At 71.2% G+C, this 23,630-nt stretch carries 15 protein-coding genes; 14 read left to right on the top strand and 1 reads right to left on the bottom strand.

Annotated elements, in window-relative coordinates; all coding sequences use genetic code 11:
- Positions 1–69 precede the first annotated feature (69 nt).
- From Pla133_RS20350 to Pla133_RS26600, 5 genes are all read left to right on the top strand, one after another.
- Positions 70–354 (top strand): DUF427 domain-containing protein, encoded by a 285-nt coding sequence (locus tag Pla133_RS20350; protein WP_145068662.1) that lies wholly within the window; start codon positions 70–72, stop codon positions 352–354.
- Positions 355–598: 244 nt separating this feature from the next.
- Positions 599–1,660: a serine/threonine-protein kinase gene (locus Pla133_RS20345; protein WP_419191771.1), complete on the top strand. Its 1,062-nt coding sequence runs from the start codon at positions 599–601 to the stop codon at positions 1,658–1,660.
- Entirely contained in the window at positions 1,657–2,523 is an 867-nt protein-coding gene (locus tag Pla133_RS20340) for a YkgJ family cysteine cluster protein (protein ID WP_145068658.1), read from the top strand. The genes Pla133_RS20345 and Pla133_RS20340 overlap by 4 nt, the downstream gene beginning before the upstream one ends.
- Before the next feature lie 9 nt (positions 2,524–2,532).
- Positions 2,533–3,726 carry a peptidase MA family metallohydrolase gene (locus tag Pla133_RS20335; RefSeq protein ID WP_145068656.1) on the top strand — a complete coding sequence of 398 codons (1,194 nt, stop codon included), beginning with the start codon at positions 2,533–2,535 and terminating at the stop codon, positions 3,724–3,726.
- 1,135 nt (positions 3,727–4,861) lie between these two features.
- On the top strand, positions 4,862–5,575 hold the full coding sequence (locus Pla133_RS26600; protein ID WP_419191770.1) for a JAB domain-containing protein: 714 nt from the start codon (positions 4,862–4,864) through the stop codon (positions 5,573–5,575).
- A gap of 592 nt (positions 5,576–6,167) precedes the next feature.
- On the opposite strand, the gene Pla133_RS20325 is transcribed toward Pla133_RS26600, so the two are convergent.
- Positions 6,168–6,923: an RsmE family RNA methyltransferase gene (locus Pla133_RS20325; protein ID WP_419191769.1), complete on the bottom strand. Its 756-nt coding sequence runs from the start codon at positions 6,921–6,923 to the stop codon at positions 6,168–6,170.
- 219 nt (positions 6,924–7,142) lie between these two features.
- Between Pla133_RS20325 and Pla133_RS20320 the strand changes: the two genes are divergently transcribed.
- The 9 genes from Pla133_RS20320 to Pla133_RS20280 all read left to right on the top strand — a co-directional run bounded on the left by Pla133_RS20320 (position 7,143) and on the right by Pla133_RS20280 (position 23,591).
- Entirely contained in the window at positions 7,143–9,368 is a 2,226-nt protein-coding gene (locus tag Pla133_RS20320) for an FHA domain-containing protein (protein WP_419191768.1), read from the top strand.
- A gap of 207 nt (positions 9,369–9,575) precedes the next feature.
- Positions 9,576–11,234 (top strand): pilus assembly protein PilM, encoded by a 1,659-nt coding sequence (gene pilM, locus Pla133_RS20315; protein ID WP_145068648.1) that lies wholly within the window; start codon positions 9,576–9,578, stop codon positions 11,232–11,234.
- A 9-nt stretch (positions 11,235–11,243) separates the two neighbouring features.
- Complete coding sequence (locus tag Pla133_RS20310; protein WP_145068646.1) at positions 11,244–12,017, top strand: hypothetical protein; 774 nt, start codon at positions 11,244–11,246, stop codon at positions 12,015–12,017.
- Positions 12,018–12,020: 3 nt separating this feature from the next.
- Positions 12,021–14,885: a tetratricopeptide repeat protein gene (locus tag Pla133_RS20305; protein WP_145068645.1), complete on the top strand. Its 2,865-nt coding sequence runs from the start codon at positions 12,021–12,023 to the stop codon at positions 14,883–14,885.
- Between the two features lie 50 nt (positions 14,886–14,935).
- On the top strand, positions 14,936–15,568 hold the full coding sequence (locus tag Pla133_RS20300; RefSeq protein WP_145068643.1) for a type II secretion system protein: 633 nt from the start codon (positions 14,936–14,938) through the stop codon (positions 15,566–15,568).
- Positions 15,569–15,578: 10 nt separating this feature from the next.
- Positions 15,579–16,619 carry a prepilin-type N-terminal cleavage/methylation domain-containing protein gene (locus Pla133_RS20295; protein ID WP_419191767.1) on the top strand — a complete coding sequence of 347 codons (1,041 nt, stop codon included), beginning with the start codon at positions 15,579–15,581 and terminating at the stop codon, positions 16,617–16,619.
- A 128-nt stretch (positions 16,620–16,747) separates the two neighbouring features.
- A complete protein-coding gene (locus tag Pla133_RS20290; protein ID WP_145068637.1) occupies positions 16,748–22,003 on the top strand; it encodes a hypothetical protein in 5,256 nt (1,751 codons plus the stop codon).
- Positions 22,003–23,106 (top strand): PulJ/GspJ family protein, encoded by a 1,104-nt coding sequence (locus Pla133_RS20285; protein ID WP_145068635.1) that lies wholly within the window; start codon positions 22,003–22,005, stop codon positions 23,104–23,106. Before Pla133_RS20290 ends, Pla133_RS20285 begins: the two co-directional genes overlap by 1 nt.
- Positions 23,103–23,591, top strand: coding sequence for a type IV pilus modification PilV family protein (locus tag Pla133_RS20280; protein ID WP_145068633.1), 489 nt, complete (start codon positions 23,103–23,105; stop codon positions 23,589–23,591). Before Pla133_RS20285 ends, Pla133_RS20280 begins: the two co-directional genes overlap by 4 nt.
- The last annotated feature ends 39 nt before the right edge of the window (positions 23,592–23,630 follow it).

Genomic DNA, 23,630 nt, shown 5'->3' with positions numbered 1-23,630 from the left:
CATGGGAGCGGGATCCTACCCGCCGGCCCAGCCGGTCGCCGCCCCGTCCCCACCCGCCCCCGCAGATCCATGCCCCGAGCTATCTGGAATGGCACCGTCCTGGCCGAGACCGACGTCTTCGAGGAGGTCGACGGGAACGTCTACTTCCCGCCCGAGAGCCTCGAGCGCGAGTTCTTCCAAGAAAGCGCCAAGACCACTGTCTGCGGTTGGAAGGGGACGGCCAGCTACTACTCCCTCGTCGTGGACGGCCAGCGCAACGACGATGCCGCCTGGGTCTATCGGGACCCGAAATCGGCCGCGGCGAAGATCAAGGACCACGTGGCCTTCTGGCGCGGGGTCACCGTGGAGCGCTGAACCGCCGGTGCCAGGGGGCCGATCGCCAGTTCGACCGCTCGTCCCTGACACGGCGCCGTCTCCGTCGACTAGCCGGTCATCGCAGTCTCGCGCCCAGCGCGTGCGACCCGGGTCGAAGGCCTCCGCCAGCGGGTGCAGGACGCCGGTGGGGCCTGCCGAGCGCGAATTCCGGTCGTCGATGGGGGCCGAGGCCAGGGGGGCCGGCGGATGCTCCAAGGTCTATGCTCGTTCCCCGACCATTGGCATGTCCGAACCCATCACCGACCCCGAGTTCCTAGCGCTGCTCGTGCACCACGGGCGGCTCGACGTTCAGCAGGCGGAGGGTCTGATGGACGGGATCCGCGCCGGGGGCGAGCCGGCGGCCCTGTTCGCACAGGCCCTCGGGCTCGCCGAGACCGAAGTCGACGAGCTGCGTCGCACGCGCTGCGGCGAGCAGCCCGAGATCCCCGGCTACCGACTGATCGAGCGCCTCGGCCGCGGCGGCACCGCGGACGTCTGGGCCGCCACCGACCTGCGCCGCAAGCGCCGCGTCGCCCTCAAAGTTCTGCGCCCGGACCTGGCAGCGCAACCGGCGGCCCTGCGTGCCTTCGCGGCGGAGGCCAAGCTGCTGTGCGCCCATCCGCACGAGAACCTGGTGGCCTGCGACGGGGCCGCCCGCGCCGGAGCGACCGTATTCATGCGACTCGAGGCCATCGAGGGCCGCACGCTGCTCGAGCACCTCGATGAGGGCGAACCCTTCGAGGAGGGCGAGGCCCTGCGGATCGTGCTCGAGGTGGCCCGCGTGCTCGAACACCTCGAGCGCCAGGGAGTCGTGCACCGCGATGTGAAGCCCGGCAACGTGATGCTGGCCCGCGACGGGCGCGTGGTGCTGATCGACCTGGGGCTGGCGGTCGCGGACAAGGGCCAGTCCAGCGCGCCCGGTGCGGCCGCGGGCACGGTGGCCTACCTGTCGCCCGAGGAAGCCTCGGGCGCGGCGAGCGGGGACTCGCGCTCGGACATCTACAGCCTGGGCGTGACCCTGTTCCACCTGCTCGTCGGGCGCTTGCCCTTCGAGGGCTCGGACGATCGCGAGGTGCTCGCCAAGCAGATCTTCGCGTCGCTCGAATCGAAGGAGCTGCAGGGGCGCGGGCTGTCGCCCCACGTGCAGTACTTCGTCGAGAAGATGATGTCCAAGGACGCGGACGACCGCTACCAGAGCTGGACCGAGCTGATCGCCGACGTGCGCGCGCAGGTGGAGGGTCGCGAGACGCTCAATCTCAAGGCCCCCTCCCAGCGCCCGTCGCGACTGCGGCGCAGGCGGCGATGAGCGCCGACCAGCAGCTCGGCCTGGCGGGCGTGCGTCCGTTCCGCTTTCGTTGTCAACGCAGCGGTCGTTGTTGCACCGCCGGCGACGGATTCGTGTGGGTCGACGAGGCCGAGATCCCGTCCCTGGCGGGGGCCCTCGGGCTGGGGGTCGAAGTCTTCGCCAGTTCCTTCCTGCGTCGGGTGCCGCACCCCGAGAGCGGTGATCTGCGCCTGGCCCTGCGCGAGCGCACCGAGGACGGGGGCCGAGGCCGCTGCGCCCTGCTCGAGGGCACCAACCACTGCACCGTCTACGCCGCTCGGCCCGACCACTGCCGACGCTTTCCCTACTGGGAAAGCGTGCTCGAGGACGAGCGGGGCTTCGAACGCGCCCGGGAGGTCTGCCCCGGCATCGAGCCGATCGTGGACGGGGCCGCGCGCGAGGCGGCCTTCGCGGCCCTGGAGGCGCTGTACGCCGAGCTGGAGGTGGTGATCGAGCGCTCGGGGTCGGTGTGCCTGGCGCGGGGCGTCTGCTGCCGCTTCGAGGAGGCCGGGCACGACCTCTACGCGACCGCCCTGGAGGCCGACTTCGCCGCCGACCGCGGGCCCGTGGCCCCACCCCCCGCGGCCCCCGGACGCTGTCCGTACCACGTGGGCGGCCGTTGCACGGCCCGCGCGGGAAGACCCCTGGGTTGTCGGACGTACTTCTGTGATCCCCAGACCCAGGACGCGCTCCAGGCCGTGCACGAGGAGTTGCTCGGGCGCATCCGCGCGATCGAGGCCGAACACGGCTACTCGCCCACCTACGCGCCGTTTCCGGCTCTACTGGCGGCGCGCGGGGTCGGGGTCGCCGACGAACTGACACCTGGAGCCCCGGAAGGAGACTGAGAGACGACTGTGCGTGGATTCATCGCGACGCTTCTGGGACTGGTGCTGATGGGCGGTGGCCTGTGGGTCGCGCTGCGCGAGTCCGCTGATCCGCGGTTGCAACCCGAGGGGGCCGCGATCGAGGCTCCGCGATCGGATCTCGTGGCCTCCCGCCGCCCTGCCACCGTCGACGAACAGGACGCCTCTGCCGACGACGACCTGCGGCGGTGGACCCTGCAGAACAACGAGGCCTGCGGGCTGCTCGACGAGGGCGAGTTGGACCAGGCGATCGCGCTGCTCGAGGAGTGTGTCGAGGCGCGCCCCGACCAGCAGCTCTTCGCCAGCAACCTGGCCCGGGCGCTCTATCGCCGGGCGACCTACGAGTACGACCGCGCGGGGGGCAACCGCGAAGCGGCCCTGGCCGACATCATCCGCGCGGTGCAGCTCGATCCGGACGACGAGGCCATCGCGCAGTTGCTCGAGCGCTGGGAGCGCATGGCCGCAGTCGAGCAGGATTTCGCCGGTTTCGATTCGATGCGCTTCAACCTGTCCTTCGACGGGGATCGCACCGATCTGGTAGGCGGTTGGCAGGACGTCGTCGACGTGCTCGAAGGCGCCTACGGCGAGTTCTGGATCTTCTTCAGCCACGATCCGGTGCTAGTCGCCGACGAGCGCATTCGCGTGGTCCTGTACGAGCGCGATCAGTTCCACCAGGCGACGGGGCTCGGCCACTGGGCCGGCGGCGCCTTCGACGGGGTGATCCGCATCCTGGTCGACGACCTCCGCAGCCAACGGGGTGCGTGGACGCGCACGGTTCGCCACGAGCTGGCCCATGCCTTCGTGGCCAGCCTCGGAGGCCGCGGGGTTCCCGGTTGGTTGAACGAGGGCGTAGCCCAGTGGCTCGAGGCCGATGGCGCGAGCGCCGGCGATCGCGAGCGGGACCTGAGGAGTGCCGAGCTGCGGCTGGGTGGCCATCCCCTGCGGCCTCTCGCGGACCTGTCGGGGAGCTTCAGTGCCCTGGGCGAAGCGGAGGCGATCAGTCGCGCCTACGCCGAGTCGCTGCTGCTCGTGGACTACATCGTTCGCTTCCACGGCGAGCGTTTCCTCGCCGACTTGGTCAGCGCCAGCTCGAGGGGCTCAACTGCCGCCGAGGAGTTCGAGCAGCGCCTGGGCTACCCGCTCGAGCGGCTGCTCGAAGATTTGGCAGCTGAGCTGGATCGCTGAGCTGGATCGCGGCGCTGGAGTTCTGGCCCGATGCGCGCCGGCCCACCAACGGTCTCTCGTACCGCGCCCGCATCTCGGACGGTCGATCGTCCAGTCCGCCCGAGTCGCAGGCGGGTGAAGGCACCTTCCGCCCGAACGCAGTCCGCCCGAACGCAGTCCGCCCGAACGAAGAGCGGGCGACCGCGTCAGGAGCGCGGCCGCCCGAACATCGCGCCCGAAGGCGCCTCCGAAACCCGGCTACAGGAGGTTCCCGCCCATCAAGTTCGATGCTTCACGCACTCCTCGTTGCGTGCCGGCCGCATCGAACCCGATGTTGTCGCGGTGTCCAAAACTCCACCACCCTCGGCCAGGACGGCGGACCTGTAGCTCAGGAGGAACAAGGCAGTTTCTGCTACCCAAGCTCCCACGAGGATGACGAGGCAGGTCGTTGTGAAACCGATCATCGCTGCTCCATGGGGAACTAACCCTTCAAGTACGTAGATCGGCCGGCGGATACCACCTTGTTGCCCACCTTCTGTGAAGCCGTCGCATAAATGTCTCCAGCTCGGGATGAAGGCGAGTAACGACCGTCTCCGGCTCGGGATCACGCCTCGTCGCGTACCCGTGAACGCCGATCGCGCGCGATTGCTGCACTCGAATCGCATCCATTGCGATTGATCCCGAATGTGGTGCAACCGAGCACCGCGTGATCCGTCCATCTGCTGTGGCTCGACGTGGAACTCGATCGACGGTCGCCCTGTCCGGGGCAACGGACGGGAGTGGGACGGAGTCTGGTCGTACAGCCGAAGGCTCGGGCGGTGCCTTCCCGCGGCAGGTCATTCCGCAGCAGGTCGCGGCGCCCCAACCTCCGCACCGAACACCGGAGACGTGCGATTCCCTCGAGTCCTGTGCGACCGTGGATCGGGCGGTAGTGACGAGTCTTGCGCCACACGCCGACGTCGAGAGCGACAGCGAGCCAAGCACCGTGGATCGCGAAGGGCAGGGCGCGCTACGGGTGAGTGTGGTCGGCTTCGACAGCGCCGGCCCTGATGCGAACGCTACGCGTCCGAGCGCTCCGCTTTCGGACGGTGCCCTTCCGGACGGTGCCATTCCGGACGGTGCCATTCCGGACGGCGCTCCTCCGGTCGTGACCCCCTTGGGCGAGATCGTCTCGGACGCAGGGAGCCAGGCGGTCCGTCGGTCGGCGCAGACCGTCGAGGGCGCTTCCTTGATCGGGCTCATCGAGCTGGTCTGCGGGGGCGGCGCGGTCGAGCGATCTGGGGCGCGCTCCGACGCGACCGGACCGGCTGGCGGCGGTGGGGGCCCCGGCCGAGGAGTCGGCATTCGCCTGGGGGAAGGGGACCTGGGAGCCCTGTCCCGCGCCCGGCCGGCGGATCTGGAGCGACGGCTCGACTTGGACCTTGCCTCGGCGGAGAGGCTGGCCGCCGCCTTCGAGCTGGGCCGGCGGGTGGAGCGGTCGCGGCTGGATCCGCGAGCCTCGGTGGCCGATCCAGAGGCGGCCTTCCAGTTGCTGTCGACCGAGTGCCGGGGCCTGGATCGAGAGACCTTCCAGGTGCTGTTGCTCGACGGGCGCCACCGTCTGATCCGGCGACACTGCGTCGCGGTAGGGACCCTGACCACGTCTTTGGTCCACCCCCGAGAGGTCTTCGGGCCCGCAGTCCGCGAGGGCGCCGCCGCCGTTCTGGTAGCCCACAACCACCCCAGCGGGGACCCCGAGCCCAGCTCCGAGGACCGCGAGGTGACCCGCCGGCTCCTCGATGTGGGGCGGCTCCTGGGGGTTCCCCTGCTCGATCATCTGGTCCTCGGAGATGGGCGCTATGTCTCACTCCGCCGCCGGATGGGCTTCTGAGAGGCTGGGAGGCCGGTTTCGGGGCGCGAAGGAGTAGTCGGGCCCAACCGGATCCCGCGCCGGCAAGAATTTCCAGGAGTTCACGGAACCCCGCGTTCGGACCTCGACGATCTCCGGCTGGGCCCTTTGACGGAACGAGGCCCGCCGGCCTAACCACCAGCGAAAGCCTCTTCTGTCGTGGGTTTGGGACGTGATCGGGGCCGGTGCCGGGGGGCGCCGGCCCCATCCCATTCGGGAGGCTGGCGTTCCATCCGCAGCATGGCGCCGGATCCCCTGCGATCCGCCAATCGGGCGGGAACAGTGGAGAGGAATTCCGGACTCGGACCGGTCTCACGGGGCCCCTGGGGGCTGCCTGGGCACTCGAGGCCGGTCCGCTCGCGAATTCTCGGGGCTACTTTGGGGGACTTCGGCTTCCGATCGTTCGGTTCCCCGGCGGATGGGGCTCTCACCTGTGCGAGGGGATCGAAAGCTCCTCTCCAACGTGGGTACGGGACGCGAGGGCCAGCGCTGGGGGGCGCTGGCCCTCTCCTTTTTCTGGAAGTCCCGCCCGATCCTCTGGTCCTGACGGCCGTGCGGCGGCCGCTCGTCGGCCTCAGCCCGGGGCCAGCAGGCAGGCGATCAATACGCTGGCAGCGGCCTCGGCAGCGGTCTCGATCCGCAGCACGTGGGGGCCGAGGCGGACCGGCGCGGCACCGGAGGCCGCCAGCGCCTCCAGCTCCTGGGTCTGGAAGCCGCCCTCGGGCCCGATGACCAGGCAGATGGGGTCGCCGGGTGCCGCGGTCAGCCCCCTGGCCCAGGACAAGAGCGGCTGCTCGGCCGTCGGGTGCAGGACGGCACAGGCGCTCCCGCCCGGGGGCTGCCAGCGCTCGACCTCCGCGGGCTCCGCAAGCTCTGGCAACCAGGCGCGGCCAGACTGCTTGGTGGCCTCGCGCAGGACCCGCGTCAAGCGCTCCGGCCGGGGCCAGCGCTCGCCGGGTCCGGTCCAGGCGCATCGCAGGGGCTCGATGCGGGCGACCCCGAGTTGGGTCAGGCGGTCCAGCATGGGCTCCAGGCGACCGCTGCGGGGCAGCGCCACGGCGACGTGAATCGGTGGCAAGGGGGCCCCCGGCTCTCCGGGACCCGGTTCCCGTTCGGGCTCCCCGGCGGGCTCCAGGACCAGATCGCGCCGCTCGGCGCGGACCACTCGCAGGGGCCAGCGGTGGCCGCGTCCGTCGAGGCCGGTCAGGAGATCGCCTGGCTGCGCGCGCAGGACACGCAAGGCGTGCTCGACTTCCTGCCCCTCGAGCCGCGGAACGCTCCCGTCGGCAGCGGGGCCGGCTGTGGCCGACTCCACGAAGAATCGGCCCAAGTCGCGGGGACCCCGCTGCGTCGAATCCCGGCGCGCCACGGACGGATCCTGCCCCTTCCTCGCCTCCGGGGCCAGTCCCGGACCGGCGTCCGGGCCGTGACGGCGCGAGCGGCCTGCACTAACCTGGGACGCACGCACCGCGCCGCCGTAACCGAGGGCGGGCGCGGTTGTATTGTCATGGGCCCCAGTCCGGGGCCTTCGATCCGGCCGCAACAGTCGATGACTGAACGCTTCAACCTGCGCTTCGAGAGCGGCGACCGCCGCGGTGAGTCCGTCCCCGTTCCCCGCTCCGGCCTGCTCATCGGGCGGCGCGACGGCAACGACCTCGTGATCGCCGATCCGTCGGTCTCGGGGCGCCATGCCCTCGTGCGGCCCGACGGCGACGGCCTGGCGGTCGAGGACCTCGGCAGCACCAACGGCACGCTGATCGAAGGCAAGCGCATCGAGCGCGGCCATGTGTCCCCGGGCCAGGCCCTGCGGATCGGAAAGGTCGAGCTGAGCGTGGCGGACGCCGAGTCGGCTGCGGTGTCGGCAGCGCCACCGGCAGCCGGGCCCCGATCCGGCGAGATCGATCTCGAGATCGACCTGGGTGGCGACGACGGCGGGCCGATGCTCGAGGACGAGATCGACCTTGGCGGCTCAGCCCCTTCGATCCCCGCCATCCCGGTCGCCGAACCCCTCGGCCGGTCCATGCCCGCGGCCAGCCTGCCGGCTCGAACCGCGGCGCCCACCGGCCAGCCCGCCGGCCAGCCCACCGCCCGTGCGGGGAGCCCCTCGCCGGAGACCTTCCCGACCGACGCGTCGGCGGCCCGATCGGTCCCGCCCACCTCGGCCGGCGAGTTGCACTCGATCGACGAGTCGGCCCTGGAGCGCTCCCGGCGCGAGCGCGGCTCTCCGTTGGTCACGATCGCGGTCGGCGCGCTGTTGCTCGGCGGGATCGGCGTGGCGGCTTTCCTGCTGCTCGATCCGGGTGGCCAAGCGGACGACGGTGCCGGCGGCGCGGAGCCCCTGGCGATCGCCGACAACCTGATCGTGGGGGGCGACCTCGAGGGCGACGACGCCGAGTCCCTGCTCGAGTCCGACGGCGCAGGGCGCTTTCTGGCCGACCGGGCCTACGCCTCCAGCGGGCAGTCCGGCTTGGGCTTCGTCGCCAGCGGTGGCGCCAGCGTGCGCGCGTCCACGGCCCCGGTACGAGCCCTCGCCGGTCGAACCCTGGCCGCGTCGGCTGCGGTGCGCGTGACCGAATCGGCCACGGCGCGCGTGGGCCTCGAGATCTCCGATTCCAGCGGGCTCAAGAGCCCCTTCACGATCTGGAGCGGGGCGCCCGAAGTCGACGTCGACGAACGCCTCGAGGTGCGCGCAGCGGTTCCGGCCGGCTACGACCGGGCTCGACTGACCATTGCGGCCGGCGACGGCAGCGCCGATCCCTCGACCGACGAGGACTCGGATGTCGGCGAGGTCGCCGTGGACGACCTGGCGATCGTGGTCAGCTCGGAGCCCGCCGCCGTGGAGATCGCGGTGGGGGACTTCGTGCTCGGCACCGCCGCGCCCGGGAACGCCGAGCTCCGCCTGCAGCACATCGCCGAGATCCTGCTCACCGCGCGCATCGGCAGGGGTGAGAGCCCGCTCGCCAGCAGCGCGACGATGCAGCTGCGGTCCGACGGCAACGGGCGCGTGCGGGTCGACGCCAGCGGGGCGGGCAAGCTCTGGATCGAGGCGCGGGCCGAGCTGATCGGCGAAGACGGGCGCGCCCTGGCGACGACCGGCGTCGACGGCTATCGCGCGCGCTCGGGGGACTTCGACTCGAGCGGGGTCGACTCCGTACTCCTGGGCGGCGGCGTGCAGCTCACGCGCCTTCTGTTCGACCGACCCGTCGACGTGCGCGCGAGCGAGCGCGGCGGACGTCAGCGGCTCGAGATCGACCTGGCCGGCGCCGGCGGTTTCACCCTGCAACTCTCCTTCCAGGCCGAGCTCGAAGGCGCCACCGAGCTCGCCACGCGGGCTCGCGCCGCAGGTCGTGACGGACGACTGGGTGACGTGCTGGCCCTGTGGGGCGAGCTGCTGCGCGACTACCCCTTCGAACAGGGTCTCGTGCGCGAAGCCGACGCGGCGCGTGCCGAGATCATCGGCCAGGGACTCGAAGAATTGCGAGCGGTCGACGACGAGGTCGAGCGCGCGCGCTTCTTCGCCCTGCCCGGCATCTACGAGCGCTGTGAACGCGACGTCCGCGCCGTGGCCGATCGCTATCGGCCCAGCGAAGGACGCGAGGCGAGCGAGGTCTTCGAGCGCGCCGACGCCCTCCTGACGGCAATCCGCGCCGAGCGCACGGCCCTCGAGACCGCCGCCGGAAGCGAGCCCGAGCGTCAGCGGGCGATCCTCGGCTGGCTCGAGCGCCACGAGTTCGAGAAGCTCGCGGCCCGCGTGCGCGACGCCGTCGACGGCTGAGGGATGGACCCCATGCGCGACGCCACGGCCCCCGATCCCCACCTTCCCGCCGCACGGGTGACCGCACCCGCCGCGCGGGACTGACCCGCAGGCCCGGACTGGAACCCAGCCCGAGCGCAACACCAGACCCGAGCAGGGCGCCGGACATCCTCCCCGCCGACTCGCCCCCTGCCGCCCCACGGCGCCACCACACCCATCCAACCGACCATGCCCCGCACCTCGACCGGCGTCGACATCGGCCACCGCTCGGCGGTGTTCCTCCGCGGCCACGCCAAGGGGAACACCTTCGTGGCGACCGACTACGCCTTCGGCACCCATCGGTCCGACGACGTCGCCAGTGCCTGGGAGCAGGCCGCGCCCGACTTCAAGCCCACCGGCGCCCGCGTCGGCATCACCGGCCGCGAGGTCAACCTGCGCTACAGCCGCGTCCCGCGCCTGGCGGACTGGCAACTTCGCAAGCTGATGCGCTTCGAGGTGGAGGAGGTCGGCGGCTCCTCCGACGCCCAGGTCGCGGCGGACTTCAACGTCCTGCCGGAGATGCCCGAGATCGAGGGCGAGGACGTGGTCCTCCTGGCGATGGCGCGGGAGAGCCTGCTCGAGGCCCACGAGGAGGGCCTGGCCGCGGTCGGCGGCAGGCTCGACGCCTTCACTCCCAACGCGGTGGCGCTCTACAACGCCTGGCTGCGCTTCGGCGTGGTCATGGACGACACGGTGCTGCTCGCGAACATCGGCCACGAGAACACCGACGTCGTGCTGGTGCGCGGCGCGGACCTGGTCTTCGCGCGCAACCTCTCGGGCGGCTCGAAGTTGTTCGACGACGCCATCGCGAGCCGTCTGAACTGCGACGCCGCGCGGGCCGAGAAGATCAAGCAGGAGTCCGTCGACCTGACGCCGGGCGCGCGCTACCTGGACTCGACGGCGGAGAAGGTCTCGCGCGCCGGGCTCGCGCCCGCCGGGCAGATCCTGGGCCTGCTTCAGTCGACCCTGGCCTTCGCCAAGAGCCAGGTGAAGATTTCGTCGCTCAAGCTGGACCGGGTCTTCATCTGCGGCGGGGGTGCGCGGCTCAAGGGCCTCGACCGCTACCTGTCGAGCGCCATGTCGGTGCCGGTCGCGCCCTTCGAGCCGTTCACCGTCGTGGACGTCTCGAAGCTGTCGCCGGAGGCCCAGCGCGCGCTCGAGGCGCACGAGCTGGAGTCGGTGGTCGCCCTGGGCCTGGCCCACGCCGGCAGCGATCCCGAGGCCTACTCGGTCGAGATCGTCCCGGCCGCGCTGCAGCGCAAGCGCGAGTTCCTCGGGCGCAAGGCGTTCCTGATCGCCGCTGCCGTGGTGGGCCTGGCCTACATCGGCTGGTCCGTGGTGGAGAAGCGAGCCGAGCTGACCGACCTGCGCGGGCAGATCAGTCGTCTGTCGACCCAGGTTCGCAGCCGCGAGCGGGTCAACAGCGAGACCGAGCAGTTGATGGCCGAGAACGAGGAGCTGGCGGCGGTTGCCGGGGAGCTCTACGGCATGGCCGCCTCAGGTACCCAGTTGGCGCGCACCCTGCGGCTGCTTGACCGGCACCTGCCCGATGGCTTCTGGATCACGGACCTGACCAGCACCTTCGCCACCGACGAGGAGTTCGGCGCGGACCGCGGCGAGAAGATCCCGGTGCTCTCGATCGAGGGCCGGGCCGAGGAGGGCGTCGAGCCCAACACGGCGCGCTTCCAGCGCCTGCTCGGCGCGCTCCAGGTGGGCTTTCCCACGGCTGTCGTGCGCGGTGGCCTGTCGCCCGATCAGCGCCGCTTCAACCTGACCCTCTCGCTGCTCGCCGAGCGCGAAGACGACGCCACGACCGAGCCCGACGACGAGAACGTCCAGGGCGGGTGAGCTGATCCCATGGACTTCGACGACTACTGGCAGGAAAACAAGGGCTTCGTCGGTCAGGTGGCCGCCGGCCTGGTGGCGTTCCTGATCGGCTTGGCCATCGTGTCCAAGACGGTCGGCGCCGACGTGAAGCGGGCGCAGACCTCGCGCAAGAGCCAGCAGGCCAAGCTCAGCGCGCCCGCCTACTCTCCCGCGGATCGCGACCTGGCACGCGAGGACAACGAGGCCCTGCGCGGGGCGGTCGAGCAGCTCAGCGCGGCCGTGCGCTTCAGCGGCCGGCCCGAGTTCCGCGACCCGAACGAGCCCACCACGCCCGAGCGCTACCTCAACGCGGTGGCGCGCGTGCGCGGCGAGCTGCTGCCGGCGGCGGGTCGCGCCAACGTCGAGCTCGATCCGAGCTTCGGCCTGCCCGAGATCTCGCCCACGCGCGAGGACGAGCTGGAGCGCTACCTGGACGGGCTGGACCTGGTCGAGCGGGTCCTGTCGCGGGCCATCGAGGAGGGCGTCGGCGAAGTCCGCAACGTCCGCATCCGACTCGACCCGCGCCTGGGTTCGAAGGACGGCGCGGGGGCGATCGAGCGCACGCGAGTCCAGTTCGACCTGCGCGGGAACGACCTGGCCGTGCTGCGGGTGCTCGAAGACGCCGGCAGCGGCACGGGGCGTGCGCTGGTCCTGGACGAGATCGAGATGGAGCCGCTGCGCGGCACTTCGGACCAGTGCCGCGCCCAGGTGACCTACCTGGTGCCGCGCGTGGTCATCGACACCGCCGATCGCGGGGAGGGCTGAACCATGGCCGAAATTCGCCAAGAGCAAATCGTCTTCGGTGTCGCGCTCGCGCTCGTCGGGGCCCTGGTGCTGACCCGGGATGCGCCGCCGCGCCCTTCGAGGGACAGGGGCGCAGAAGCGCCCGACCTGGTGCGTTTCACGTCGCCGGACGTGGCCTCCGCCTCCCTGGCGCGGGGTGCGGACGACCTCCGTCGCGCTCTCTTCTCGCCGCCGCGCGACACGCGACCCTTGGATCCCCTCGGCTTCCAGCCGCCGCCGCTGCCGCCCCTGCGTGCCCTGGCTCCGGCCGGTCCAGTGGGGCCTTCGCCGAGGGTCTATTCGCGCCTGTTGCCGACCTACCCGGTGGTGACCGAGGTCGAGGGGCTGTTCGACGTCTCCGTCGACGAGTTCGAGCCCGACGGGTTCAGTGGCGGGTTCGGTGAGTCCTCCTTCGGCGGGGACCTGGACGACGAGACCTTGGGTCAGCTGGCCCAGCTCGGCTACCTCGACGTGCCCGGCAAGGGCGTGGTCGAGAAGATCGAGAGCCAGTTCCTCGATGCCGAGGAGCGCCGTCTGCGGGAGCAGACCTACATGTCGCTCTACGACTGGATCCGACGCGACGGGGGCGCGGACCTGCAGTTCGGGCGCATCGAGAACGAGTACCCCTACGGTTTGCGCGACGCCGATCGCCGTTCAGAGCCGATCCAGTTCGTCGAGTACGAGGCCGACCGCGGCGTGCCGCGTTTCCCCGGGTCGCCGCCGATCGAGTACGAGCGCGAGCGCCTGACCGACTTCCAGCTGGCGCGCAACGACACCAACGACCTGCACCAGCGCTTCCACGACCTACCCGAACAGCCCACGCCCGCGTCGGTCGAGCCGATGCTGGCCCTGGGCGCGGACTGCATCGACCTGCGGCTCGAGGTCGACGGCGCGCTCGAGATGGCCGAGGACGTCTACACGCGGCTCGCCGGGTTCCTGACCGAGGATCCGCGGGCCGGCCTGGGCCTGGCGCGTGTCTTCGAGGCGGGCTTCGAGTTCGAGCGCGCCTTCGAACAGTACGAGGCCCTGATGGAGCGCTTTGGCCACCGTGCGGAAGTTCGCGTGGGTCTGGCACGGCTCGAGGCTCGCTTCCGCCTGTTCGACGAGGCCGAGGCGCGCCTGCGTAGCGCCGTCGCGGTCGAACGCGGCTCGTGGCTCGGCCACGCGGCCCTGGGCTCGTTCCTGCTCGAGCGCGGCGACCTGGTCGGAGCCCGCGAAGCCTTGGCCAACGCATTCACCCGCCTGCCCCAGGACCCACGCCTGGCCAGCGAGCGCCTGCGCGTGCGCCTGGACTACGGGGCGGTGCTGGTGGCCCTGGGTGAGGTGTCCACGGCGACCGAGGTCTACGGCGACGCCTGGCGTGCGGATCCAGAGTCCCAGGAGGCCCTGGCCGGCTTGGCCTCCTGCGCCCTACTCGGCAACGACGAGGCGCGCCTGTCCCTGCCCGATTGGCTGCTGGACGGCGACGCGAACCTGGCCGAGGGCTTCGAGAGCCTGGGTTTCGATCTGCTCCTCGCTGGTGGCCTGCTGGCGGCCGAGGCTGGCGACCTGGAGCGGGCCTTGGGTGACCTGGCGGCGGCGCTCGAGGCGGATCCCCTGCGGGTGGCCGAAGCGAGCTGCGCCCTGTCCTGGGTGGCCGAGCGCGCCGGGGATCGGGACGAGTCCCTGAACTTCGCGGAGATGGCCCTGTCGGCCGACCCGGAGAACGTCTGGGCCCTTTACCAGCGCGGGCGCCTGTTGCTCGAGCGCTTCGACACCCTCGAGGCCGCGGCGACCTTCCGGCGCGCGCTCGAGCTGGAGTCGGACCTCGAGGACGCCCTGGTGGGCCTGGGCATCGCCGACTGGCGCGAGGGCAACACGGGCGCGGCCGAGCTCTACTTCGAGCGCGCCATGCTGCTGGCTGACGAGCGTCTGGCGCGGGTGGCTCTCGGGGCCGACGTGGCGCACCTGGGTGCCGATCCGCGGGCCGACGTGCTCGGCCTGCGCGGAATCAACCTGCTCGAGCTGGGCGCCTTCCTGCGGGCGCGCGACACCTTCAACGCCGCGCTCGCGGCCTCGCCCTCCGATCCCGTGGCCCTGGGCGGCCGGGCCTGGACGATCTACCGCCTGGGCGACGTGGAGGAGGCGCTGATCCAACTGCGCTCGATCGACGACGCCCTGCGCGCGCGGCCCGAGGACGACCCGGTGCGGGTCTGGTCCCGCGAGCGTCTGGCGGCCCTGGCCGAGCACGTGGCCAAGGACGTGTGGAGCGACGGCTTCGAGTACTCGACCGTGGGCAACGGCTGGCGCCGCAAGGAGTCCGCCGGTCCGACCGCGGCCCTGCGCGGCGGGACGCTGGTGCTCTCGGGCAACTTCAAGACCCCCAGCGGCGAGGCCACCTTCTACCGCGACTACGCGGCCTCCGAATTCATCGCCATCGAGGCTTCGATCAAGGTCTCGGCCGACAGCAACGCGCGCGCTGGCATCTTCGTCTCCCGCGAGCAGGGCGAGGGCGCGCGCCGCAGGGTCCAGGCCTACGCCGGCGTGGCGCGCTCGCGCGACGGGGTGGGTCAGATCAAGACCGAAGTCCCCGGCATCAGCCAGACGGACTGGCGCGACCTCTCGGCCCAGGACTTTCCCTTCCCCGCCGACCAGTGGGTGCGCCTGCGGATCGAGCGCTCCGGCGAAGGGGCCGACACCGTGGTGACGATCTTCATGGACGGCATCCCCGTGCTCGAGGACGTGCCCATGACCAACCTGGCGCGCGGCAACTCGCCCCTTTTGATCGGGTTGTTCGCCGAGGGCGACACCGGTCGGCGGGTCGAGGTCTCGATGGACGACGTCGAGATCGTACGCATCCACGGAACCTGACCCGGCTCCGGCCCCGCGTCGCGCGGGGCCGGGCGGGCAACCCACGACCCATGGCAACCAAGACAATCGACCGCGCCGGCTTCACGCTTCTGGAGCTGATGGCAGTGGTGGTGATCCTCGGGATCCTGATCGGCCTGCTCGTGACCGCCCTGGGCGGCGCGGAGGAGAGTGCCAAGGTGCGCTTGACGAAGGTCTCGATGACCCAACTCAGCGCCGCCATCGATGCCTACGAACGGGAGTTCGGCGGCTACCCGGCCAGCACCCTGCCGGAGAGCGCCGGCGGCGCCAACGCCGTCAACGTTGGGATCGAAGCGCTGGTTGCGTCCCTGTGGTCGAACGGCTGGGAGGGCGGCGGTGACTTGGACCCCGACGAGCTGGTCAACCTGGACGCCGACTCCAGCAAGAAGCAGTTCACCGATTTCCCCGACCGTCAGTTGTTCGAGGTCGCCGACCAGTGGGGCAACCCCATCGCCTACTTCCACAACCGCGACTACGAGCGGCCCCAGCGTTACACGGTGGAAGACCAGGAGACGGGCGAGCTGCTCGACGACGAGGTTCGCGCGTTCAAGAACGAGACCACTCGGCGCTACTTCCAGCACAACAAGTACCAGCTCATCTCGGCCGGTCCCGACGGGCGCTTCATGACGCCCGAGGACAACATCACGACCTTCAGTCGCAACTGAGCCGCAGATCTTGATCCAGGTCGACCATCACGGGAGTGGCGCGCGCGCGCGGGCAGGGGTGACCCTGCTCGAGCTGCTGCTCGTGATGGCGATCATGGCGATGATCTTCGGCGCGGGGCTGGGGGTCTTCGCCACGGCGAACAACGACGGTGCCTTGGTCGAGTCGGCCCTGCGCAGCGGTATGCGCGCAGCCCAGACCTCGGCCCAGCTGGAGGGCTTGCCAGCGGCGCTGCGGGTCGAGGCCGGCGGCACCGCGCTGGTGCTCCACACGCCGCGCGTGCGCGGGAGCTGGCACATGGAGCGCGGCTTCCTGGACGGAGACGAAGTCGGCCCCTCGACCCAGCCGCTCGGGTACCGCGTCGGCGCGCCCCAGAGCGCCCCCGGCTTCCTGGGCCAGGGCCTCGACTTCCAGGGCACGGGCGGCGAATCGGCCTTCGTGATCCCGGTCCACGATTCCGGCGAGTACGACGTGACCGAGGGCTTCTCGATCGGCGTCGCGATCCGGCCCACGGACGACCTGGACGCGACCATCTGGCGGCTGGGCGACGTGGCCGGGCTCGAGTACGAGCGCGGCGGCCGCCTCTCCGCCTGGTTGGTCCCCGGCGTGGCCGACGATCCCAGCGGGCGCCGGCGCGGTGGCCGCGTCGACCTGCGCCTGCCGCCGGGCAGTGTGCCCTTCGACCGCTGGACCCGGGTCGACCTGCTCTACGACCGCTTCGAGTTCCGCGTGCTGGTGGACGGCTTCCCGGTCGGGATCCTGCCGCTCGGGGACGCCCTGCCGCAGATCAAGGGCCCCCTGGTCGTGGGCGGCAAGCCGCGCCCGTTGCAGGGGATGGTGGATGAGTTGGTCTTCGCGGTCTATGAGCGTGGAGAGCCCCTCGACCTGCCCCACGGCACGACCTGGGTCGGTGCCATCCCGAGCGCGGCGCGCTTCGAGGCCGACGGCGGCCTCGATCGCCGGATCCACGGGCGGGAGTTGGTGTGGGCCGTGATCACCGCCGACGGTGAGCAGCACTCGATCAAGGTCTCGGCCTACGGAGCGATCGAATGAGCGTGCGAGCCAGTGCGCTGACTTCGAGGCTCGGCCGCGCCGGGGGCGAGAGGACGGACGTGAAGCATTCCATGAACGGTCCAGTGACAAGGGCAGGACACGCGAGAGCCCGGGGCGGCTATGCCCTGGTGACCGTCTTGCTCGTGCTGGTGTCCCTGCTGGTGCTGTGCACGCCGTTCCTGTGGACCGCCAGCAACACGGACCGGACCAGCGCGCGGCTCTTGTCCGAGACGCAGACGCGGATCGCCCTCGACACCGCGGCGCGACACGCGCGTCACGCCCTGGGTCGCTCCCATCCGGCCCTCGACTCGACGCGCTTCAGCGACGGGCCGGAAGAGCTGAACCCGGACGACCGCGACGTGGCGGAGCTGCTGGACGCGGCGGATCGCAACGGGGTCATGTGGGGCCACGAGGTCACCGACCTCTCCGGTCTGGTCGACCTGAACAGCGCGTCGCCCCTACTGCTGGCGAATCTGCTCGGTCAAGCCGGCTACCTGACCCAACCGATCGACGCCGGCAAGCAAGAGTTCGACCTGGCCGGAGGTCGCGGCCTGCGTTCCTCGGGTCTGTTGCGGATCGGGGGCGAGCTCGTGAACTACACCTCGCGCGAGGGCTCGAAGCTGGGCGGGATGACTCGCGGGTTGTTCGGGACCGCCGAGCCCTGCGGTTTCTGGCTGGCCTCCGGCCACGGGGCCGGCGCGGTCGTGACCGGCTACGACGGTTGGGGCCTGGCCCAGTGGCGCATGTCGCGCGGCATGCAGGACGCGCGCGGGCTGACCGTGGGTGACATCGCCCGCGAGCTGCCGGCCTTCATCCCCGCAGCCCTGGCCGAGTCGGACCCGTCCTTGGGCCAGCCCGATCTGCAGGCGGTGCTCGAGGATCGCGTGCTGTCTGACCTGACCGCGACCCTGGGGCGTACCACGACCCTGCACGGGGGCGTGGCCGCTGGGGATCGTTGGCAGTATCCCGTGCGCCTGCTCAACGACCTGAACGCGGGGACGGACTGCAGGCTGCTGCTCTCCGACGGCCGGTGGGTGAACCCCGGGACCACGGTGATGATCCGCCAGGGCGGGACCAGTGAGCTGGGCCTGGTGCGGGGCGCCGGCGGTGGGGCCGCGGTGCTGACCGAGACCGTGGTCAACAGCTACGACGCTGGCGAGGCGGAGGTGCTGGTGCTCGCGCGGCGACCGGTCAACATCAACTCGGCTTCGCCCGAGGTGCTCAGCGCGCTGTTCGAGAACCTGAAGCTGGTGGGGGTCAACCAGCGCATCTCCCGCGCCGAGGCCGAGGAGCTGGCCGTGCGGGTCATGACCCAACGGCCCTTCGTCGGCTTCGAGGACTTCCTGCAGCGGATCGTCCTACCGGCCGCGGGGATCGCTTCCTGGGACGAGGTCAAGCCCCTGTCGACAGCCGTCGGCGAGGAACAGAAGCAGGCCGCCCTCGAGCGTTTCCTGGCCCGGCTCGAAGAGCGCGATCCGCCCTTCCTCAGCCAGGACGACGCGCGGGCCCTCTACACCAACGCCGTCTGCGCCACCGACGTCTCGCTCGAGTTCTCGACCGCGCCCTTCTCCTTCTCGTCGCGCGACACCTACGACATCGAGCTGCGCGCCTCGGTCAACGCGCCCAGCGGCGTGCAGCGCCTGGCCGGTCGTCGCCGCCAGATCGAGTGGGTCGCGCCGCAGACGGATCTCTTGCGCCTTTGGACGGCCCAGGAGGACTTCGACGAGTCCCTGCGCCTGGGCCGCGCCGCCCCCGGTTGGGGCACGGGCCCGATCACGACCACGCTGCACGACACCGGCTACGGTTCGACGCCCCCGCCGCGTTCGCGGGTGCAGTTCATGACCGGCGAGCTCGACCTGGGTGACGACCAGGCCGTGCCCTTCGCGCGCAGCCTGTTCCCCTCGCGCGACGAGAGCGGCTTCGCCAAGCCCTGGCACGTGCGCCTGGACGAAGAGGGGCCGCGGGCTGGCGCGGTGACCCACTTCGACCTGGACGAGACCGCCCTCGAGGGACACGACACCTCCGAAGAGCCCTGGCAACGCTCCGCCAGCGCCCTGGGCCTGTTCGACGCCGGGCTCCTGGCGCCCTTCACCCTCTCCTTCTGGGCCAAGCCGACAGGGACCACCGCCGGGCGACTGCTCGACGTCGCTGGCGACGATCCCAACGGCGACCGCGTGACCCTGTTCGTGGAGGAGGAGTCGAACGAGCTCGTGCTGCGGGTCCTCGACGGCCCCGGCGACCACCCCGCGACCGCCTTCCCCGAGTACACCGAGGCGCGCCTGGAGCTGGGGGATTCCGGCGCGCTGCCGGCCGACACCTGGTCCCACGTGGAGGCGACCGTCAGTGGCACGCGCCCCGACCAGCTGCTGCTGCGCGTGGACGGCTTTTCCAAGGCGCGCACCCCGGGGATGACGCGCCTGACCTCGGCCCTGGGAACCGACGCCAGCCTGATCCAGGTCGAGTCGACCGAGGGCTTCCCGCCCTTCGGGCCGATCCGCATCGGCGACGAGGTGATCGAGGCCACCGTGCTCGACGACGACACCCTGCAGGTGGCCTTCACCGACTCCGGCGAGCTGGCCGGCTTCGGCGGCCGACTGGCGCGCGAGATCGCTCCGCCGACCGCCACGGGCACCTACGACAACGAGGGACTGTTCAAGGACACGAGCTACCCGGCCGGCACGCCGGTGCACGTGTACGGCTACAGCCTGCCGATCGACAGCAACGTGCCCGCGGGCGGACTGCGGCTGCGCGGCGACCTGGGCGCCTTCGCCGCCGGTCGGGTGGTGGGCCTCGAGGGCACCAGCAACCCCCTGGGGGACCTGTTGTCGGCCGAGATCGAGTTGACCCTGCCCGGGGGCGGGTTCGTGACCGGTGCGCTCCAGTTCGGGCGCGGCTGGGACAGTGCCGACAACGACGTGACCGGGCTGCGCCTGGCGCCGGTGGACGCCGGCCAATCCACCGGCGACGTCATGAGCGCCTTCAGCCCCGACGGCGGCTACGCCGCCGTGATGCAGCGCATCTGGGTCACGAACTTCGTCGACGAGGCCATCGAAGACCCGGAGTTCCTCGAGCTGATCGACACGATGACGCCCGTGGGCGGTCTCGAGATCGTGCGCTACTCGGGGGTGGACGGTGACGTGCTGACCATTCCCCAGGGCGGCTTCGGAGTCGACTCCAGCGAGCTTGCACGGCTCGGAGACCAGGCCGTGGACCTCCTGGGCAAGATCGGCGGGCCCAAGGCCTTCATCGTCGACTGGGAGCTGGTCCTGGGCGCGCAGGGCTTCCCGAGCGTGGGCTTCGACAGCGTCTCGAATCGTCACAACCGGAGCATCGAGTGGCAGACGATCGTCGCTCCGATCTCGATCGGCGTGACCGGAACGGCCCAGTCGCTGCTGCCGCCGCAGCCCTTCCAGTCGGAGTTCGTCCAGATCACCGAGACGGGCGTCGACAGTGGCAAGTCCGAATGGGTGCGCTATGACGAGATCAAGACCTCGGGCAGCGGCATCGACCTCGTACGCAGCGCTCCCCTCGGTCTCTTGGAACTGTTCAGCGCCGCGCTCAACCAGATCACGTTCATCGAGGAGCGCCTGGTCGGCAGTCTCCAAGGGGGCGTGGGCGGTCCTTTCGTGCCGGAGCCGGCGCCCCTCGAGCCGCTCGCGGCGACGGTGCCTGCGGTGCCGGAACCCGCGATTATCGAACCCGCGCCGTCGGCCGCGCAGATCTCCTCGGGCGTCTTCTGGGCTCCCGAGCACGGTGGCAGCGAGGCGGTCGAGATCGCGGACGACCTGGTCTACACCCGCGCGGTGCGCACCGGCTTCCAGCACCGCGGCGTGCTCGGGACCTACTCCTTCGAGCACAGCGCCGACGTCGACGTGCTGCCCGTCTTCCGCGTCTTCGATCGGCGCACTGTCGCCGGTGAGGTCGACGAGCTGCAGCACATCCAGCCCAGCTGGGGTTGGCCCGGCGCCGGCGACCCGGTGTTCCTGGTCGACGAGGACGTGGAGGACATCGGCTCGCCGGGCACGATCCACCGCGCGGTGCGCCCGGCCGGCTACCTGCGGTACGCCTGGGAGGACGGGCCCAACCTGACGGTGACCGCCGACACCCCCTTGTTGCGTAGCGACGAGGGCTTCCTGAGCGGGCCCTGTTACGTGGCCATGCGCGAGCCCCTGGGCGTCTTCGGCGCGCCCTCGGCCGACTTCGGTCCCAACGGCAACCCCGCCAACGCCGACCGCGTCGACCCGCGCCGGATCTCGCGCCTGGTCAAGTTCCCCTCCGGTGAGATGCCCCGCCTGGCGACCCAGGTCGCGCTCGGCGGCGACGTAGCCCAGTCGGAGGATCCCGTCGCGATGTTGGTGGACGAGGTCTTCCGTCGGCGCACGGAGGTCCAGGCCGGGCAGAGCCTGCGCGGGGCGGCGTACATCCTGTCCGCCGGGCTCGACGACGGGGACGATGCGATGCTGCTCTCGGTCAGCCGTCTGCGCGCGGTGCGCGGTCACGTGCCGGGGACCGGGCTCTTCGGCAGCGGTTCGGGCTTCGACACGGACGCCGGCCTGATGCGGATCGGCTCGGAGATCGTGGCCTACACCGACATGACCGAGGAGGGGTCGCTCCTGCTCTCGGTCGAAGGGCTCGGTCGCGGTCTGCTCGGCACCGAGGCCCAGGCCCACGTGCCCGGCGAGCCGGTGCACTTCCTCGACCACATCAGCGTCTCCAAGCTGACCTCTTCGATGTCGGCCGACGACGCCGACATCTTCGTCTCCGACAACTCCGACATGCCGCGCGAGGGCACGGTGCTGATCGGCGAGGAGCTGCTGCACCACACCAACAAGATCGACGGCCTGGGGATGCCGGCGCGCTCGACCGAGCCAGGCGCCCAGGACGGCAAGGGGGCCGGCCTGTTCCGCGGCCGCTTCGGCACCGAGCCCGACGCGCACCCCGAAGGTGCGCCCGTGATCCACTTCCAGACGCGCTACTGGGATCGCTACCCCGACGACAGCGACGCACCCGAGTTGCAGTTCCTGGGGCTGGATCTGCCCCAGCCCGACGCCTGGGTGCGCTCGGTGTTGGTCGAGCAGACCGAGCCGTCCTTCGGTGGCGTGCGGACCGGGCTCATGATCCGCACCGACCCGACCGTGGCCTGGGACGCCGATCCGGAGAAGACCCCGGGGCTGAAGCGCTACTGGCTCGATCAGCTCGCCGGCCGCCCGGCGCCGGTGCGGGCCCAGGCCAGTCGGGTCGAGCTGCGACTGTTCCACCAGTTCGAGCAGGGTGCCTTCGACCCCCTCTCCGGCTCCCAGGGCTGGAAGGACGTGCCCGTCATCGAGCAGGTGGCGATCGACTACATCGCCCCCGGACGGGTCTTCGAGAGGAGCGACCTGTGATGGCGGCCCCGCTCGCGAGTGCCGCGCGCCGCGGTCTGACCCTGGTCGAGCTGGTGCTCGCCCTGGGCCTCTTCGCGGTGCTCTCGGTGGCCCTGGTCCAGGTCTTGGATGCGACCCTCTCGATCTGGCAGGACGCCGAGCGTGGCCGCGAACGCATGGAGGTCGAGACGTCCGTTGCCGAATGGCTCTTGCGCGACCTCGACTACCTGGCCGGTGGTTCCGACGGCGACCTCCTGTACGACTGGGCCATGTTCGACGTGGACGGGGACGGCATCGCCAATCGCCCCCTGCCCAGGTTGCGGCTCGTGCGTCGCGCCAGCGCCGAGGACCTCTTGCGACTGGGGCTGCGCACGCCCCTCGACGAGGCGGGCGAGGTCGGCGCGGCGCCGCGCGGGGCCACGCCCCTGGTCGAGGTGGTCTGGTGCCTGGTGCCGATCGACCGGCCCGAGGGCGCGCTGGCCGACGGCGCCCTGCGCCTCTTGCGCGGCGAGCGCCTGCTCGGGGACCAGAGCTCGGCCTCGTTCTTCGACCGCACGTTCTTCGCCGGCAACGGCTACCCGCGCACGGACCAGCTCGAGCTGGTGGCCGCGGGGGTGCTCGATTGGCGGCTCCTGTTCGCCGGCCAGACCACCGTGCTGCGCGACGGCTGGAAGGCGGGGGACGACCTGCGCGACGCCGCGATCTGCTGGGACGCGCGCAACCTCCAGCGCCCCGACGCCGAGCGCTCGCCCCAGAACCGCGCCTGGCCCGGGATGCCGTCCTACGACGGCGATCCGCTCCTGCCGCGGCGGATGCGTTTCGAGTTCGAGTTCGAGCGTCCCGACGACGCACGCCGTCGGACCAGCCTGGCCAGCTCGGTCGCCGCCGACGACCTCGAGTTGGACGTGATGGAACCCGATCACCTGCCGAACGACGGCGAGTTGGTCCTGCTCGGCGAGGAGTGGATGCGCGTCAAGGCCAGCAATGGTTCGCGCGTCTCCGTCGAGCGCGGCCAACGGGGCACGCGACCGGTGCCACACAAGGCGGGCGAGCAACTGCGTTTCTCACGGACCTTCGTGCGCGAGGTCCTGGTCCCCATGCACCGCGAGGATTGGAGCCTGTGAAGACCACGCGCAAGGGCGGCTTCACGATCCTCGAGGTCGTGTTCGCCATGGGCATCCTGCTGATCGGGATGTCCGTGGTGTTGGGCCTCCTGTCCTTCGGAGCCGGTCTGGGGTCGAACGCCATGCGGCGCGCCGAGGCCGCGGGCTCGCTCGAGTTCATCGTGGCCGACCTGGAGGAGCGCCTGTTCCCCATCCTCGAAGACGGCTCGGTGGGGCCCCCGATCACGATCGAGAACGCCCCGGTGCCCGGCAGCGATCGCCTGGTCTACAGCGCCAGCGCCGTGCCGGAGCCGAACCACGAGGGGCCCGCCGCGATCCTCTACCGGGTCGACATCGACGTTGCCTGGAGCCGCGGTGGCTCCGAGCGAGTGCTGTCGTTCGCGACCCTCATGCCCCGACAGGTGCCCTTCGGTGAACGACTGCGACAGGCCCTGCTCGGCAGCAGCGGACCGCCGGCCGTCCCGCAGGGCGGTCAGGGTCCGTAGCCTCTGAAAGCCCCAACCCGTGTTCGCGACCGAGACCAA

Source organism: Engelhardtia mirabilis (assembly GCF_007748095.1).
Taxonomy (GTDB): domain Bacteria; phylum Planctomycetota; class UBA1135; order UBA1135.
The sequence above is the reverse complement of the archived record's forward strand: the minus strand, read 5'-3'. Positions and strand labels throughout refer to the sequence as shown.